General features: G+C 68.7%; 13 protein-coding genes. 5 read left to right on the forward strand and 8 right to left on the reverse strand.

The window, feature by feature from the left end:
• Positions 1-75: 75 nt before the first annotated feature.
• The 5 genes from ACIQU3_RS18910 to ACIQU3_RS18930 all read left to right on the forward strand — a co-directional run bounded on the left by ACIQU3_RS18910 (position 76) and on the right by ACIQU3_RS18930 (position 6281).
• On the forward strand, positions 76-2610 hold the full coding sequence (locus tag ACIQU3_RS18910; protein ID WP_403926396.1) for a competence protein CoiA family protein: 2535 nt from the start codon (positions 76-78) through the stop codon (positions 2608-2610).
• A 214-nt stretch (positions 2611-2824) separates the two neighbouring features.
• Positions 2825-3712: a DUF5655 domain-containing protein gene (locus ACIQU3_RS18915; protein WP_403926398.1), complete on the forward strand. Its 888-nt coding sequence runs from the start codon at positions 2825-2827 to the stop codon at positions 3710-3712.
• A gap of 766 nt (positions 3713-4478) precedes the next feature.
• Positions 4479-5315 carry a hypothetical protein gene (locus ACIQU3_RS18920; RefSeq protein ID WP_403926401.1) on the forward strand — a complete coding sequence of 279 codons (837 nt, stop codon included), beginning with the start codon at positions 4479-4481 and terminating at the stop codon, positions 5313-5315.
• 55 nt (positions 5316-5370) lie between these two features.
• Positions 5371-5496, forward strand: a complete 126-nt coding sequence (locus ACIQU3_RS18925; RefSeq protein ID WP_403926404.1) for a hypothetical protein — start codon at positions 5371-5373, stop codon at positions 5494-5496.
• Between the two features lie 152 nt (positions 5497-5648).
• Positions 5649-6281, forward strand: a complete 633-nt coding sequence (locus ACIQU3_RS18930; protein WP_403926406.1) for a hypothetical protein — start codon at positions 5649-5651, stop codon at positions 6279-6281.
• Positions 6282-6362: 81 nt separating this feature from the next.
• On the opposite strand, the gene ACIQU3_RS18935 is transcribed toward ACIQU3_RS18930, so the two are convergent.
• From ACIQU3_RS18935 to ACIQU3_RS18970, 8 genes are all read right to left on the reverse strand, one after another.
• Positions 6363-7532: a pentapeptide repeat-containing protein gene (locus tag ACIQU3_RS18935; protein WP_403926409.1), complete on the reverse strand. Its 1170-nt coding sequence runs from the start codon at positions 7530-7532 to the stop codon at positions 6363-6365.
• A 212-nt stretch (positions 7533-7744) separates the two neighbouring features.
• Complete coding sequence (locus ACIQU3_RS18940; protein WP_403926412.1) at positions 7745-9982, reverse strand: hypothetical protein; 2238 nt, start codon at positions 9980-9982, stop codon at positions 7745-7747.
• Positions 9983-10208: 226 nt separating this feature from the next.
• The gene (locus tag ACIQU3_RS18945; RefSeq protein ID WP_403926415.1) at positions 10209-11600 is read right to left on the reverse strand and encodes a DUF317 domain-containing protein; all 1392 of its coding nucleotides are present in this window, start codon (positions 11598-11600) and stop codon (positions 10209-10211) included.
• Positions 11601-11660: 60 nt separating this feature from the next.
• Positions 11661-12797 (reverse strand): DnaB-like helicase N-terminal domain-containing protein, encoded by a 1137-nt coding sequence (locus ACIQU3_RS18950; RefSeq protein ID WP_403926418.1) that lies wholly within the window; start codon positions 12795-12797, stop codon positions 11661-11663.
• Positions 12797-14071, reverse strand: coding sequence for a DNA cytosine methyltransferase (locus tag ACIQU3_RS18955; protein WP_403926421.1), 1275 nt, complete (start codon positions 14069-14071; stop codon positions 12797-12799). Before ACIQU3_RS18955 ends, ACIQU3_RS18950 begins: the two co-directional genes overlap by 1 nt.
• Entirely contained in the window at positions 14068-14940 is an 873-nt protein-coding gene (locus ACIQU3_RS18960; protein ID WP_403926423.1) for a hypothetical protein, read from the reverse strand. Before ACIQU3_RS18960 ends, ACIQU3_RS18955 begins: the two co-directional genes overlap by 4 nt.
• 23 nt (positions 14941-14963) lie before the next feature.
• Positions 14964-15902: an alpha/beta fold hydrolase gene (locus ACIQU3_RS18965; RefSeq protein WP_403926742.1), complete on the reverse strand. Its 939-nt coding sequence runs from the start codon at positions 15900-15902 to the stop codon at positions 14964-14966.
• Between the two features lie 179 nt (positions 15903-16081).
• Positions 16082-17125, reverse strand: coding sequence for a hypothetical protein (locus tag ACIQU3_RS18970; RefSeq protein ID WP_403926426.1), 1044 nt, complete (start codon positions 17123-17125; stop codon positions 16082-16084).
• Positions 17126-17158: the final 33 nt, after the last annotated feature.

Genomic DNA, 17158 nt, shown 5'->3' on the forward strand with positions numbered 1-17158 from the left:
CCAACTCGCCGAGCCTTGCTGCAAGCGCGCACCACGATCAACCCGCAGCACTGACCCATCGCCCCGGAGCGTGCCGTGACAACATTCGCCGACGAGGAAGACACCCGCAAGGTCCAGACTGCCGTCATCGGGCGGGCCGGATCCGACACGCCCGTCTTCCTTCCGTATGACCACGATGAGTTCGACCTCTTCATGCGAGGCCGCTCTCGCGACGACTTCTACTGCGGCACCCTCCTCGGGGGCTGCGGCAAGAAGCTCAGTGCCAAGCGCTACACCGAGAAGAAGTGCCACTTCGCCCACCGCCCGCCCGTCCACTGCCGTCGCACCGCGAACGGCGAGTCCAGCGCCGACCACCTCTACATCGGCCAAGCCCTGACCCGGTGGCTTGCCCAGCAGAACCACCACCAGGCCAAGGCTTCGTACCGGACTGTCGGGGACAGGCCGGGCGGGACTGTGGACTTTCGGCTGTCCGGCGGGCGGCAGCTCATACGCGTACAGATGGCCCGGCTGGGGTTGCACCCGTGGCGACAGGAGGCGGAGGACCTCGCCAGGCACGCCGACCGCGTCGAGTGGCTCTTCGGCCCGGACAGCATGCTGGCCTATGACCGGGTGGAATCCCACGGGTATGCGATCCGTGTCGAGTGCCGGACCGCCGGTGTCACGCGCGAGGTGTGGATCGGCACCCAGCTGCCTGGCAACACCGTCGAATGGACCACGCTGGACAAGTGCTCCCTGACCTCTCAGGGCATCGTCACCCCGAGCCTGGTGCCTACCGCCCAGGGCATCGTGCCGCATGGGTCGGCCGAAGCGACCGCATCCACCACGCCCCCGCTCTCCTTCCAGCTGGCCGATGACACGGTGGCGTTCACCGGGGCCGTGCCGAGGACCGACGTGCACTCGCCCACGAGCACACCGGGAGCCGTCTACGACGCGGACATCCAGCCTCTCGGCTCGGCTGTCACCCGGGCCCGCATCGTCCTTCCCCACGCTTCAACGCCACCCAACCCTTCAAGGGTGTATCTCCTCCGGGAGCGAGTGACCCTGGCGCCGGCCGCGAGTACCACGATGGACACCCCCGCGTGGCTTCTCACCGCAGCCCAAACGCGACGCCTCGACGCCCGGGAGGCGGCAGCCTGGAACGGACTCAAGCCAGCCCAGCCGGTACCTGCAGGCACCACCCTTCCGCTCGAGCCGCACGCGCTTCCGCGTCCAGGATTCGACGACCGAGACATCGTGGCCTCCTTCCGACGGACTCTGGAACAGACCGCCCGCACACACGGCCGGATCACATGGGCCCAGCTCGTCGGCTCTGCCAAGGCGAAGCCCCAGCATTTCACCTCGGAACACCGGCTCAAGCTCCTCATCGCGCTCGATTTCCCTCGCGCCCAGGACAAGCCGGTACTGTCCTCCCTCCTCAGGACGGAGGACGGTGAGGTCCCGTCCTTCTTCGCCGCTCTACTCGCCGGGCTCGGCTGGGCATCGAGCCTTCCAGCGAACCAGGTTCGCCGTATCAACGAGATGGAACGGCGGCGCGCCTACGAACTCTTCGGCGACGGCCCCGTCACGGCCTCGCCCGCCTCCCAGGCAGCCCCCCGGCTCCAGCCACAGCAACCAAGCAGCCGGACCGAGGCCGCGGCCCGACTGATCTCGCCGGCAGGTCTCCCGACACTCCAGCTCATGCTCGCCGTACGCGAGCACCTCAAGGCGCGAGCGAGGAACGGAGCTGACGACATCACATGGCGGGAGCTCTCGGCGAACACTGGCTTCGACTTCGCCGCGCTCTCGGACGAGCGGCGCGCCAACATCCTGTTCCGTGTGGACGAGCCCCTCAGGGACCACGACCTCATGTACGCGGCTCTCGTCGTGACAGACGACGGCATGCCGCTGCCCTACTTCCCAGCGGTCCTCCAGCGCCATGGGCGCCCAGTTCCGGGCCTCCAGAGCGAGGCCCATCAGGCCAGGCGGCTGGAGGCGGGCCGCATCCGCGACGCGTACGCGAGCAGCGCCAGCCGGTCGAGGAGCACGGAAACGGAACCCGCCGCAGCCACTTCCTCCGCCGAGGTGCCCGACGCCTCTCCCCGCCCCGAACTGCCCGCCGCAGCGGCCCCCGCGCCCGCGGGGAGCCCCCTCGATGCCTCTGCGGCGGCGGTTGTTGGAATGCTCGCAGGGCTGCGGTGGCGATTCGACCACGCCCGGCAGGCCGGCGACCTCACCGAGGCCAAACGCGTCTGGCAGTCGGCGGGCAAACTGTACGGTACGAAGCTGCCCGCCGAGCAGCAGGCCGAGTATCGCCCCCACCTGCGCGCCATGAGTGAGTGGGTGCACGAGCGCGAGAACGAGAACGTCCAGGTGGACCTTCGTCTGCTGCTCGACGACCTCATGCGGCGACGGGGGCCCACCGCCTGCGACGCTGTTCGTGCCGGCCTTGCCCGCGCGAAGGAACTCAAGAGGAAACACCACGGCAAGCTCCCTCAGGACCTCCAGGACGCACATCACGTCTGCGAGGAGCAACTCGCCGAACTGCTCGCCCTGTCGTCTGGCGATGACGCGAGTACTTCTACTTCAGAGGCAGAGGCCGATCCTCGACCCCGACAGGATCGAGGACTTTGACGCCGCGTAACGAGGAACGGGAACAGCGGTGGGTAGTCGATATGGAGTCCACAACGCATCGCGGGCGCCATCCCATACTGTGTGCGTCGGGCTGACCATCTGGTCCGCGGCGGGGAATGAGCCTGGCCTGGCCAGGATGCGGCGGAGTACCCGGAAATAAATTCGACATCCCCTGTCGTTGAGTGTCGGCCACACTGGCTGCACGGGAGGGGCGGTGCCGGACCTGAAGCTCTACAACACGAAAGGCGGCGTGACGGAGGTCGCGCCGCGTCTTGCTGATGCCGAGGCCGATGTGCAGAGCATCATCGAGGGCAACATGGAGAAGTTGCTCGGGGTCCGGTTCCTGGCAAGCGAGTACAGCACTGGCCCGGTCCACGGCGGCCGGATCGACTCGCTGGGCCTCGACGAGAACGGGGCTCCAGTGGTCGTCGAGTACAAGCGCGGTGTGGACTCCGGCGTCATCAACCAGGGGCTGTTCTATCTCGGCTGGCTGATGGATCACCGGGCCGAGTTCCAGCACCTGGTCCGCGACCGGCTCGGGCCCACGACCGCGGCCCAGGTGCTGTGGAGTGCGCCCAGGCTGATCTGCGTCGCCGGCGACTTCACCCGCTACGACGTGCACGCCGTACGCGAGCACCGCCGCAGCATCGACCTGGTCCGCTACCGATTCTTCGGCAAGGACCTGCTTGGTCTTGAGACCGTGGCTTCCGTCACCGGGCGCACGCCGGCCGCCAAGCGAGTTCGCCGGCGCGCGGCCGGGCTGCCGCCGGTCCGCGGGCACAGTGGGGCGCTGGCGGCGCTGGCGGAGGCGGTCGATGAGGTGTTGCTTGGCCTCGGGGACGGCGTCAGCCGGGTGCAGCGCAAGCAGTACCGCGCGTATCAGCGCCTGCGGAACTTCGCCTGCGTCTGCCCGCCCCAGAAGACCAAGCTCCTCGTCTACCTCAAGGCCGACCCCAAGGAGGTCGACCTCATTCCCGGCTTCACCCGGGACGTGACGGGGCTCGGCCACCACGGTACGGGCGACCTGGAGGTGCAGTTGCGGTCCGAGCGGGACGTGGAGCGGGCTGTGGACCTCTTCCGCGCTAGCTACGCGGCGGGGTAGCCGCCTTGTGTAGCAGTGACGCAGATGCGTGCGTGACTGCGAGGCTGTGGATGTTGTGGTGGCGGTGCCTTCCGACGTACGGGCAGATAGTGGCGGTGGACCATCAATGATGCGGAGGATCGCCGGTTTGGCCAACCGGCGATCCTCGGCTATGTTGCGCCCCCTCGGTCGCCGCAATTGATGGCGGGCGTGAGCGACATGGCTGCTGAGCTTTGAACCCGTGGTGTCGCAGTGAGCTCGACGGCTGTCTCGCAGAAACCGGACTCGCCCTTCGGCTCAGATAGTCACCGGCCCCAGGAGTCTTGGGGCCGGGGCAGACCCAGGACAACTCCGGCTCACTTGGTCGGCTACTGACGCTGAAGCCACCACGCGCAGCCGGCCACCAGGGCGCTACCCGCCGCAGTGGCGGCGCCACGAATCAGCGAGAACAGAGCTGCCCTTCCGAGTCGCTGGGCTGTCTTCCTTGTCCGCATGTCGTTCGCCCTCCTGCGTACCGCCGGTCCGTCCGGGCGGTACGTCGAGCATGACCTCCTGCTTCAGGGCGTTGGACGGGCGGACGCCACCCCTGAACGTGTCCGGATGAAGCCCTCCAACCTCGGACGAGATGCCATGCTGTTGGACGGTTCTGGACGGCACTGGACGGGGAGCTGTTGTGGGGCGACCGGGAGTTTTGCGAAAACCGACGCTGACCGGTCGGAAGCACCGGGAGTTCAACGACGCGCTACACCGGCTGCACCTCCAAGCGGGTCGTCCGAGTCTCACGAGGATGGCCCAGGAGTTGCGCGCGGCGGGGATATCGCGCAGTGCCATACACGATGCCTTCAGTGGCCCTCGGCTTCCGCAATGGCATGCAGTGGACGCACTCCTTGAGATTCTGGCGTCGCGCGCGCCGAGTCTGACGGCTGAGCAGCAGCTGGAGCCTCTACACGCCTTGTGGCTCCGCGCTGCCGAGGCGGAGCAGTCCGCGCTCGCATCCAGCATTCCGGTGGAGGAAGGACAGGCGAAAGGGTGGGCCCTACTGCTCGACGTTGAGAGATTCGCTTCTCACAGCGACGCCGTACAGATGCAAATTCGGCAAGTGGTTCACGACTTCACCGATGCCGTGTTGGCATCTTCTGGTGTCGGCAAGGCGCACCGCCATCGTGTGGATCGCGGGGATTCGCTGCTCGAACTGATCGATGGCAACTTCCCCTTGGTGCCAGTCCTGCGATCGCTGCTGCTTCAGGGCCCCATCCAGTTGCACGAGACGAACCGCATGATGCCAACTTCCATGCTCGTCAGGCTGCGAATCGTGGTTGCCACGGCCCCCTTCGAGGTCGACTCGGTGACCGCGCTGGGCTGGCGGAGCCAAGAACTGAACGACGCGATACGGCTGCTGGACTCGTACTCCTTCCGGCAGGCTATGCACGAGCGGACCGACGTGATGGTTCTGGCCGTCACAGATCCTCTATACCGAGAAGTGGTGGAGCCCTTGCCCGCTGGCGTACTTCCCGCTGTATTCGACGAGATCATCGTTGACGGGAAAAGCGGGCCCATGGTGGCGTGGAGGACGGCTCCGATGGCAGCAGGCGTCTACGGCTGGGCAGAAGAACAGTCTTCATAGCCCGGTAGTGGGATCATGCACGGGGCGCCGGGGGCCCACACCAGAGTCCCGGTCCGTGGCCCGCCCCACCAAGACGCAGCGTGCCGCCATAGCGAAGCGCCGCGCTGACGCGATCGACCTCAAGCTCGTCGGCGTCGACTGGCTCGCCATCGGCCGCAAGCTCGCCGCAGCCCTCCCTTAACAGCGATCGCATCGCCTACCCGCTGGCCGAGTTCCGCACGATGACGACGGCGGGCACTTCCGCGGACGCCGTGTCGGGCTCAGTCCGGGCCTGTTCCCGCTGTTCGGCAGCAACGCCCGGCTGTTGTCAGTGCTCGGGCGGAGAATCGGTGGATGGCCCTCGAATCGACGGCGGCTGGCGAGTCCGAGTTCCTCGCCGCGGCCTTGCACACGCACCTGTCCGAGACCCGCTTCTCCTTCGCCGGCCTGACCGGCAAGGAGGCAACCCTGTGCATCACCCGCGCAGTGGCGGAGTGGGCGACGGCGTCAGGCTGGAGGTGTAGATGGGAGGCGCCGATGCGCTATATCGACCCGCCTCGCCCAATGAGTGGGGGGTGCCGCATCTACTGGTCGCCGCCCTGGTCTGCCTACCTGGATCTCCGCCTGTTTCGCAAGGACGGCCCTCCGGTTGCTGTGGAGATCGATCGTGAGGACGACAGCACCGCCGTGGACAAGCTCCGCGACGAGGCCCTCCGCGGACGTCCTGCGCTGTGGATCCGCTGGCACGGAGCACTGCGTGCCGAGCTGCCGCCCGGTGTCGCCCGCTTGCACTTGCCGTCGCGTTCCAGCCGCTCTCCCGTCCGGTACTCGCTCACACATGTCCCCGGTACGGCGGCGATCACGGTTGGTGGGGCTGTCACCCCCGAAGCCCGATCGGACGCACTGAGTCGGGACCAGCAGCGGATGGCGGATGAGGAGCGCGCTGCCGCCATCCCCCGGGAGCCCGGCCCCGTCCGGTGCTTCTAAGCGGCTACGGCGGAGTCAACCGAAGTGCTGAACCCTCTCGGCGTCCGAACTCTCTACGAGGCTGAGCGGCAGCTCCGCGCCTTAGTGGTCCTCGTGGCCTAGGGTGCGACGAGGGATGGATTCGATCTCCGAGCGAAGATTCAGCACGCGTACAATAGCGGCCGGGAGTTCGGTACCGGGAGCGACAGCAGCCGGGGTGAATTGCTCAGGTGTCAACCCTGCGGCGTTCCTGAACACGGTGTTCCCGAGAATCGTGGCGCCCTCAAACCGGGCTTCGTGCATGCTCACGTCGGAAAACAGCACATCTACAATTTCTGCTTCGCTCAGATCTGCTTGTTTCATCGAGGCTTCGTCTATGCGCGTCCCGTCCATATGCGCGCTGCGGAGACTCGTCTTCTCCAGCGATACGTTGTGGAACCTTGCGCCCGCGAGCGAGGCTCCGTCAAAGGCCACCCTCGACAGGTTGCACGTCGCCAGAGTTGCCTCCTCAAGGACCGCCCGGTTCAGCCGCGCCGATTTGAGGTTGCAGTCGATGAATGTCGCTTTGCGTAGGTCGGCCTCTAAGAGGTCGAAGTCCTGCAGTCGGCCGCCTTCGATGTGTACCTCGTGGAGAGTCACGTTGCGCAGATCAACGCGGTGAGCCTCGGGTCGGTCCGGGCGACGGCAGAGGACCTCGAAGGCCACTACTCCGTCTCGGGTCGGTGGATTCGAGACAGTGAGGGTGCCGTGCTCGCCGTCAACCTCAACGATGTGGGTGTCGTCCTGGCGCTCACAGTGGTTGCGCACAAACGATGCAAGAACCTCGACTACCGTCCAATGGTCCTTCTCGGAGTCCTTCATGATCCGTTCGAGGGCGTAGATGCCGCCGAGTCGTTCTGTTTCGTTGTCGGAGCCGAGCAGCTTGATTGCCTCCACATACCGCTCCGTGACATGGCCTTCACGGGCGAGTTCGGCCTGTTCCCGGTCCTTATCGCGCGTGTGCTGAAGGTTCAGATGCGTGTACATCAGGCCGAGGCCCGCCACTACGGCAGCGCCGAGAGCAACGAGCATCGTTCGGAGGCCCGTGATCACGACACCGTCGGCCGGCTGCAGGTCCCTCTCCCGGATGTGCGAACCGTCGAGCCACCACGGCCCCTTCCAGAGCAGGAGGGCGTAGCCGATCAGCCCGAGGAGGATGGCTACACCAATTGCAAGGCGACGTCCCCGAGTTCGGCCGCGCAGCTTCCATATGCGCCTCAACTGAGTGATCACCTGCCCACTGTGCCCCGGGGCGGGCGGTGTCCGTGGCCTCTCCGCGGACATCAGAGCGAAACTTGAGGGGACTACCTGGGGACTGATCGCTCGCCGTGCGGCCTTGTGGAGGCTTGGGCGCCGAGAGGGAGCTCAGCATTTGCCTTCGCCGCGTCAGCATAGTCAGCGGAGGGCTGTTGCGGGGTCGTCTGACGCGTCCACGCCGCACGTTGTTACTCGGGGCGGCCTTGCTGGTCTGGTGGCGGAACGGGCAGTGGCCAGTACGCCGTGTCTCGCTTGCCGTCCAGCGATTCGAGTAGGACGTCCTCGGACATCTGCAGAGCCGGAGCGCAGCGCAGGAGCTGGGAGGGTGTGACGGGGGCACCGTCGAGCCAGGCGGTGACCAGGGGTTCGGGGAGGATGGCTTCCTCGGCGAGCTGGGCGCTGCTCATGCCGAGGTGGCGGGTGCGGTGGCGTAGCAGACCGGCTGTGGTGAGGTCCCGTGCGAGTTCGCGCAGGCGAGCGGGGAGCGCGTCGTAGAGCTGGGGGTCCAAGGACGGGGCTGGCGGGCCGCCTCGAAGGCGGTCCATGGCGGTGTGCCCGTGGTTGGCCAGGATGTATTTGGCGCAGTCCTCAAGGAAGGCGACGGCCCACTGGCGTGCCTCGCGGTCCGTGCGGTCGGCGCTCAAGCGCCAGGTGCGGGTGTATCCCTGAAGGCAGAAGTCGGGATCGACGAGCAGCAGCCCCGTCTTGACGGCGCTGGCGCGTGGGTTGAGGGGCCAGATGTCGAATGGCACCACGGTGTTGGTGTCGAAAAGGCAGGTGAGGAGACGGTCCATGCTTGCGGCCATCGCGATGGCGCACGGCTCGTCGAAGAAGCGCCGCTGGGCCAGGCCGGTGAAGTGCTCGAATTCGTCGCGGAGCCCTTCGGGCAGCACGGTGGCCGTGTCCGCCTCGGCGGACTGGATGGGAGCTTCGGCCAGGGCCGGGGTGCTGGCGAAAAAGACGTCGGGATCCGCGTCGGCGAGGCGTGCGCGGTCTTGGTCGGTCAGGGGGCGAGGGGTCCGGGGGCGAATGTTACCGAAGGGTGCGAACCAGGCGCGGGGGCGTAGGTCTCCGGTACCGGCTTGCTGGCTCGCCGGGTGGTCGGGGTCGGCGGCGATGCCGGCGAGGGCCTCGTCGTAGTGGAACAGGACGTCTTCGTCCTGCAGGAAGGCTTCCCTCCAGTGGTCGAAGGTGCGGTGGCGGACGGTGAACCGGTCGCCGGTCGGCAGGCTCACGGCCTGGGCGTATCCATCGTTGTCGTCGAGGTAGTCCAGGACCGTCTGGGCCTCGGACAGGATCAGGTGGAACGCGAGTTCCTCGGCGGTGCAGGTGGGCAGCGGTGCCCGGCCCGAGCGAAGGTCACCGGCTAGGTTCTGCACCGCGCGCACCATGGCCAGGCGCCAGGCGGCGGACTGGCCGTCGCACAGCGGCGGCAGCTGGAGGAGGAAGGACTCCTCCAGCTCCCAGTTGTCTTCCTCGTCGTCCGGCCGTGCGAAGACGCGGTCACCGTGGGCGAGCAGGTCATGCCAGCCGCGCTCGGCCACCATCTCGGCGGCCACCGTCAGTAGCCTGGCCGCCAGCGGAGACAATGTGTCCGCCATCGTCCGCAGCCGGGGGCGCAGCACATCGCTGTCTGCCGCTTGCCAAGGGTCGAAGTCGTCGCCCAGCCCCAGGAGATGCGCGGCACGCTCGGTGCTGGGCAGCCCCGATGGCGCGGGGCTCTGATCGGGAGTGTCGGCCCAGTCCGGGTGGCCTCGCTTGGCATCCCGGGGGCGGGTGATGCCGTAGGGGGAGAACCAGTAGGCGGGGGCGTCCCAGCCGCCTTCGGGCTCCGCAACCGCGCTGGCCTCCTCGGCACCGTGCGCCGTCTTCTCAGTGGAGGCCGGCGGCTGGGCCTCGGGGATGGTGTACTTCGCGTTCTCGATGACGAACGCCCAGGCTTCCTCTTCGAAGTACGGGGCCCGGTAGGAGGATTCGTTCGTGCCCGAGGGGATGGGCACGCCGAGTGCGGTCAGTTCCTCGTCGTTGGCGGCGCACATCCGGGGCGCTGCGTCCAGCATGACCTTGAGGGCCCAGGTCTCGGCCTGGCATCGCGGTAGCGGGGCACGCCCAGCCGCGAGGTCGTCGGCCAGGTCCCAGAAGGCGCGCGCCACATCCCGGCGGAAGGTGTGGTCCTGGGCGTCGCACGTTTTGGGCAGCAGGTTCAGCACCGTGGCCGCAGCGTCTTTCTCGCCGCGGTCGAAGGGACGGTCTGCGTAGCGTGCGGCGTCGGGGTAGGCGCAGACGGCCAGCATGCGGCCAGCCGCCATCAGCAGTCCGGCCTCGAACGGCCGCAGGTACTCGTCGAGGTCGCCGTGGGGCAGCTCGTCGAAGTACTCGGCCTCCTCGGTGTAAGCGCCGAAGGGGTCATCTGTCGTGCCGGCCATCTCTTGCCCATCTTGCCGTCCACCCGGAGCTAGCACGGACAGTCTTGCAGCGCAGCGGCATGGGTCGCGCCGGTACGGCGGGAGTCCACCCGTAGGGGACGGAGCACCCCGGGGGTGATCACCAGAGTTGGAGCTTCACGGGTGTCCGCCATACGGAAGCGGCCGTTCGTAGGGACCCGCTGCACAGCCCTCTGAGCTGCGGAGACACGCGATCGGTCAAGCCCCGTCAGCGGGATCGGCTGGGCTGTGCCGTGGTGGTTGTCGGAGGTGGCGCCATGGGGGTCGTGTTGAGGTACACGGTGGGCTTGACCTTGACGGGGGTGTGCGTCCGCATTCCGGTGCCATGGGCGAGGTTCTCGGCGAGGTCGGCCAGCAGCGCGGCGGGTGTGTAGGGGGAGGCCGTGATGGCCCAGGTGGGACGGTCGATGCTGGGGCCGGCCCAGAGGGTCCAGGTGGCTAGGGTGCTGTGGGGGTGCTGGGCGGCGAAGGCGTCGAACCGGACGCCTGCATCGCCTTGGAGGGTCTCCCAGCGGATCCAGCGTCCGTCTACGCTGTGCTTCCAGCCGGCGTCGGTGAGGGGGCGGGTGGCTGCGGTGACGGTCTTCTCGGTGGTGGGGCTGCCGATGGCGGTCTCCCAGGCGTCCTCTTCGGCGAGCCCGCTCAGAAGGGTCTTAAGGACGGGCGCTGGGGTGGCGCCTGTCACGGTGAGGTGCCACATCCGGTCGGAGACGGGGGTTTCGTAGGCGGCGACGGTCCAGGCAGTCTCGCGGAGATCGGCCTCGTGGACGCGTTCGACCCGCAGGGTTTGTGATTCGTGGATGGCGTGGGTGGTGTCGTCGGTCCAGGTGCGCCACTTCTCCCAGTCGTCGTGCTCGGCGAGGAACTGGTCGAGGATGGCGTCGTGGTCGCCGGGGTCGGCGGCGTAGGCCGGAACGGTTTCCGTTCGCTGGACGGGCTGTTCGGGTCCTTCGGCGGCCGGTGCGCCGAGAGTGGTGCAGGCTTCGGCGGTCTGGCGTTCGGTGTCGGTCATGGGGGCGGGGCCGGGGCGCATGGTGTCGCCGTGGAGGGGTTCGAAGGCGGCGAGGGCCTGGGCGGGTGAGTCGAAGGTGTCGGCGATCTGCCGCAGGTGGTTCTCGCCATGGAGGTACACGCTCTTGTTGCTGTCGCGGTAGGTGCCGATGGCGACAGTGGTGCCGATGGCGACAGTGGTGCCGCTGTCGTCGGCGTGGGCGTGGATGACGAGGCGACCGTGCCGGATGTCGTCGTGGATCTTCTGAGCCTCGTTGGAGACTTCGCGGATCTCGGCGCGGGTGCACCGGGGCATGGGGTAGTTGGCCCAGGTCCATTCCTCGTTGATGGCTTCGCGGAGCCGGGGCGTGATCTCTGCGGTGATGCCTTCGGCGGTCAGTGCCTGGGCGGCCTTGTGCGCCCAGTAGGGCTCCTCGTGGTCGATGCGGGCGAGGACCAGCGTGTGCTCGTCGATGGTCTCGAATCCGCAGGTGGTCAGGAGGGCGTGGGCGGTGCGGTGTCGCGTGCCGGTGAGGGTGGCGGTCACAGCACTGGGATGGGCGGGGTGAGTGTCGAGGCGGACGTGCGCGTCGGTGGAGGGGGTCGTCAAGGAAAGTTGCTCGATTCGGTCTGTGGCAGGGCCGCAGGGGCCGGCCACAGGCGGTCGGGGTCAGCGGGAGATGCGCGAGGCGGACGGAGCCGTGGCCCGCGGTGGGCCCGCTCGTGGTGGCGCCGAGGCCCTGGTACGTGCGGGGCTGGCCGTCGGTGTCGGCGTGCTGGCGTGTTTCCAGCGGGTGCGCAGCGCGTGGAGATCAGCCAGCGCGCGGCGGCTTCCGACGACGAGCTGGTACGGGGTTGTTGCCGGATCCTCGGTGAACGCCTCGATGCGGTGGCCCACGTCGTGTGCGCTCCAGAGGACGGCCCGTTGGAGGATGCGCTCGCCCCAGTACTGAGGAGAGCCGGCCGTGCCCGCGAGGAGGTCGAGCAGGTGGGCCGGCTCGATGCCGGTGGTGAGCAGGCCCCGCTGCTGGGCCTCCCACAGGACGGTGACCGGGTCGACCGGGGCACCGCGCCGGGTCAGGGCGGTCAGGCACTGCCACAGACCGGCATGGAGGGGCTGGGTGAAGTCGTGGACGGTCAGCCACCGCATCTGCTCGGCTTCGGTGGGATGCGCGGTCGCGGTCGCGAGCAGGAGCCGCTCCTCGTCGAGGGCTTCCTCGTCGTGGCCGTCGTGCGTGTCCCCCGGCGGTGGCGCGGGGGTTCGGGGCAGGGAGCCGGGGTGCGAGGGGAACCGGGCGGCCAGATCATCGACGCATCGGGCGAGAGCGTCGGCGGCGGCGAGGGTCGCGGTGACGGGCTGCGGGAGCGTGACGTCCCTCGCGGTCAGGGCCAGTCGTTCTGCGTGGGCGCGCAGGGTGCGGCGGGCGTGTTCGGTCTCGATCATCCGCGCGTACGCGGACGCGTGGCGGGGCCAGGGGCAGACCTGGATCAGCGTGTGCAGGTAGGAGGCGGTCAGTCCGCGGGCGTGCTTGCGTGCGGCGGCGAGCACTGCGTTCAGCCAGGTGGTGTCCTGCGTGTGCTGGACCGGGTCGGGGGCCGGGAGGTCGCGGATTGCGGCGAACAGGGCGCCGTGCGCGTAGTTTGAGAACGAGCCGGGCTCGATCCCGGTGACGTCGGCGAGACGGTGGGGGTCGAGGAGGAGGGCGCCGAGCAGGGCCTGCTCGGCGTAGTACACCGGCTGCGGCGGATGCGTGTCGGGCAGGTCGTCGAGGTCGTCGTCCTCGTCGGGGGCGGGGGTGCGGGGCATCAGGCGGCAAGGGTGAAGTCGTCGGGGTTGAGGGACACGCGTAGGTGCGGGGCGAGGAGGTGCCCGGCGAGCAGCGGGGGCACGGCGTTGCCGATCTGGGAGAACTGCTGGCCTTTGTTGCCCTGCCACGGGTAGTCGGCGGGAAAGGTCTGCAGGACGCCGGCCTCGCGGGCCGTGATCCGGATCGGCTCCGGCGCGGCCTCGCTCTCGTTCTCCGGCGGGGTGCCGGCGGGCTCGGCGATCCAGGTGCACTCGTTCGCGCGGTGCCCAAAGAAGAGCGTGCCCGCGGGCTCGTCCACGCGGCGGACGGTGGCGTTGGCCTGGTTGTTGCTGCGCAGTGACCACTTCCAGTGCGTGGCCTTACTGGTGAAGGTGGGGGCCGGGGCCTCTGCGGATGTGGCGGCGCGGGGGCCGTGTCTGGATGTCCAGCCTGCTCCACGCGTCTGAGGTTCGAGCACCACGTCGGCGGCGGGTCGTTGCGGTAGCCAGAGACCGCGCTCCCGGGCGTTGGCGAGAGTCTGACGGGAGCCGGAGGGGAAGGGCTCGGGGCCGCCTCCTGGTCCGCCGCCGGCGCACACGGTGGGCACGGGCCGGTCGGTGGCGCCCCAGCCGAGGGCCTCGGCCATGGCCACCCACCGGGCGCGGCCCGGCCCGAACAGTGACTCGGGTTCGGCGACCTGGGCATGCGTCGGTGCGGGCGGTTCGGCCGTACGGACTCGTGAGGCGAGCAAGATCGCCCGCCGTCTGGTCTGCGGTACGCCGTAGTCGGCGGCGTTGAGGATGCCGGTCCATACGGAGAATCCCCAGCGGCGGAGGATGGCCGTGTACTGCCGCCATAGCGGCAGCACGTCGGGGACCTCCTCCATGGCGACCCACTCCGGTTCGCCCACCGTGTTAAGAGCGTGCAGGTAGCGCATGGGTTCGGCGGCCAGCAGGCTGCGCTCGTCCCGGCAGGCGGCGATCAGCTTGGCGCGGGTGTCCCGCCCGGCCGCGAGGTCCGCGACCGCCTGGTGGACCAGCGGCTGGTCCACCAGGCCGAGGCGTTTGCCGGCCGTCGACCATGCCTGGCAGGGCGGGCTCGCGATCAGCCCGACGGTCCGTCCGAGGAACGGCCACACGGGATACAGGGCCACGTCCGTGCGAAGGGTCAACTGCCCTGCTGCCGCACGGGTCTTGCAGGCCCATTCATCCCATTCCAGCCCGACATCCCGCACGCCGAGGACGCCGAGTGCGTGGCTCCATCCACCCGGTCCCGCAAACAGATCCAGGATCAAAAAGCCAGTCCGAAGTCGTCCTGTACGGGTGCGACTGCCCCGCGGCAGGCCCACGGGGAACAGCCGTCGATGACGCCCTGCTCCAGCTCCTCCAGGTCTGGTTCGGTGTCGGTGAGTTCCTGCTGCATCGCTGCCCATTCAGCGGCGGTGACGTGATCGATCGGGGCTTCGCTGAGCGGGACGCGGGAGCGGTGGAGAAACGCCTCGCCCAGCAGCCTGTTGCCGGTGGCGTTGGCGCGGGCATTTCCTCTGCGGATGGCCGCGTCGAACTCCACCACGTCCTCCCACTCTTCGGGGGAGGTGTCGCGGATATGGCGCCACTGAGCGTTTCCGTGGAATGGGCACCCGAGGCAGCTCGATTTCGGGGTGTCGGCCAGGCCGAGCGAGGTCAGGTAGCGGACGCAGTCAGATCGTGACCAGCCCATGTCGATGAGCGGGTGCCGGTTGCGCATGTACTGCACGTCGGCGTCCTTGGCCCGATGGAATTCATCGGTGGAAATGCCGACCCACTGCTCGACGAAGACGCCCTTGGGGACGCGTGCCGGATAGGGGTAGCCGAGGAGTTCCCGGACTTTCTTCTTGATCGGTTTTATTTTGTATTCCCCGGTGCACTGGCGCCGGGTCATCCCGGGTCTGCCATCCTTGTTGAGGATGTAGAGGGGCATGGAGGCGAAGCGGTGTTCCGGGTCCAGGGCGTCCTTGCGGATGTTCCCAGAGGAGACGCGGAGGACGGGTATGCCTGCGGGCTTGGCTATCTCGCGTTCTAGGCGGTCCAGGTGGGCATAGACGGCTCTGGGTTCCCAGCCTGTGTCGGCGAAAATGGCGTATTCGACCTCAGGGAGGATGCCTTCCGCTGACAGGGCGAGCATGGCGCTGGATTGAATGCCGGCGCCTAGTGAAATGGCTCGGAAAGCGGGGAGTTCGGAAATGACGGGTCCTTGGCGAGGCGGGGGCGTGGGTGTGGCCCGACGGCGAGGTGGGCGATGCGGGCGCTGATGAGTGCGGGGTGGCGGATGGGCAGGGCGTGCGTCGTGCGGGGGACGATCTCCAGGCGGGCGGCGGTCAGGCGCTCGGCCAGTTGTGCGGTGTGGGCGGCGGGAATGTGCCGGTCGTCCGCGCCGGCCATCAGCAGCAGCCGCCCGCCGAGGCGCTCCAGCGCGGGCAAGTGCCGTGCCCGGTAGCGGCGCAGGGACTGCCAGAGCGCGGCGAGATCCGCGGTGTGGGTATGACGTACGCCGTGGCGGCACGGCGGCGGTCCCTCGGCCGGTTCGGCGCTGGGGTGAGGGGTGAAGGTGTAGCGGTGGGTGTCGGGCAGCAGGCGTCGCACCCGGTCCACGGCCCGGGGCGCGTGGGTGCAGACCAAGGCGAACAGGCCGCGTCCGGCGGCCAGAAGCAGGAAACGCGGACCGCGGCCGGGCAAGACGCTCGCTCCGTGGGCGGTGGCCGACAGCAGCACCACGCCCCGGATCCGGGGCAGGAGCTGGGGGTGCAGGGCGGTGAGTTCCTGCAGAACGAGGGCGCCCATGGAATGACCGGCGAGCACCAGCGGCCCGGTGGGGGCGAGGGAGCGCAGGATCTGGTGCAGGTCGTCGGCGAGCTGCTCGATGGTCAGCGGTGCATCGCCGCGCGGGCTGCGGCCATGCGCGCGCTGGTCGTAGCGCACGACGCTGAAGCCGAGGCCGGTCATGTGCCGGGCGTGGACGCGCCATAGGTCCGCGGTGACCGACGCGCCGTGCACCAGCACGATCGTCGCGCCGTCGGACCGAGGGTGGCCGGGGGTGTCGCGATAGGCGGACAGGGGAGTGCCGTCGGCGGCGGAGACCGACAACACCTCCGTGGCAGGACGCGCATTGAGCACAGAGGAACTCCGGAAAGGCAGGATCAGCAGGGGGCAGCCGTGCGCCGTCCACGTCACGCTGGCGGCGCCGACGGTTCGGGCCCGCCCTGCGGGGCTGGGGCACGGGACGAGGCGGGCGGATGCCGAGCAGCGGGCTTGAGGTGCGCGGGCCGTCAGCGGCGACGGGTACGGGGTGCGCGAGCGTCTGGGGCGCTGGGGCGTGCGGTGAAATGCGGCGCCGGCGCGGGTGGCCAGAGTTGGGTCGCCGAGGAGGGGTATGTGGCGCGGGAAAGGTGGTTGAGGACGGCCAGTCCCTTGTGGGTCAGTGCCAGCCGCTGCCCGATGACAGACGCGGGGTCGGCGGTGCGGTCGCGGTACGCCAGGCCCTTGCGTTCCAGGGCGTTCCACGTGGTGATCGCGATGTGCGACGAGGTCTGTGTGTCCACAAAGTGCGAGCCGTTGCTTCGCTGCCGGACACGGCTGGGCGTCCGGGCGAGAACTCGCAGGGCAGCGCGCTGCTGCCAGGTCAGGCGCCGTGCGATGGCCGACAGCTCAGGTATGGAGAACGGCGGTTCGAGAGGACCGGAGGGTTGGGTATCTGCGTGCCGCGTGGAATGAGCCGGCGAGCCCGGTGGGGTGGTACCGGTCATCGCCTGCGTCCCGCGGCCTGCTTCGCCGCAGGCAGGACGGCGTATTGGCTGTCCGTGATCTTCGGAGCCGCCGTAGCCTGATTCTGTTCGGCGTGCTGCTTCAGGTCGCGGGTGATACCGCTGGCGAGGTAATAGCAGCCGGTGTGGGCCAAGTCGAGCTGGTGGGGTGGCCTCCGCGAGGTGCTCCGCCATGGCGGGGATGGCCTGAGCGTGCCGTGCCTTGCGCACGGCTGCTTCATCGGCCGGCGGACCGGGGAACGGGGCACCTTCCAGTGGGTTTTCGAGGAGCACGGCGGCCAGGTCGGAGGAGGCGACGGTGGCGGAGTAGACGACGGAGGCGAGTGCCTCCAGAGCCGGGCGGCTGCCGGGTATAGCGGAGTACTGGCTGCCGTCGAGGGCGGCGAGGCACTCCATGGCACGGTGGACCAGCTCGTTCGTGGCCGTGATCTTCGATGTGAGCTGCTGGCGGGTCTCGGTGCCGGGTGTCAGGGCGAGCGAGCGGACGTCGCTGTGCAAGTCGTCGAAGTCGCTGCCGAGTTGGCGTAGGCGGTTGATCTCTGCATGCAAGTCGATCGTGCGAATGGTGCAGCTCCGAGTGAG

It is taken from the genome of Streptomyces sp. NPDC101110 (assembly GCF_044759525.1).
GTDB lineage: Bacteria > Actinomycetota > Actinomycetes > Streptomycetales > Streptomycetaceae > Streptomyces.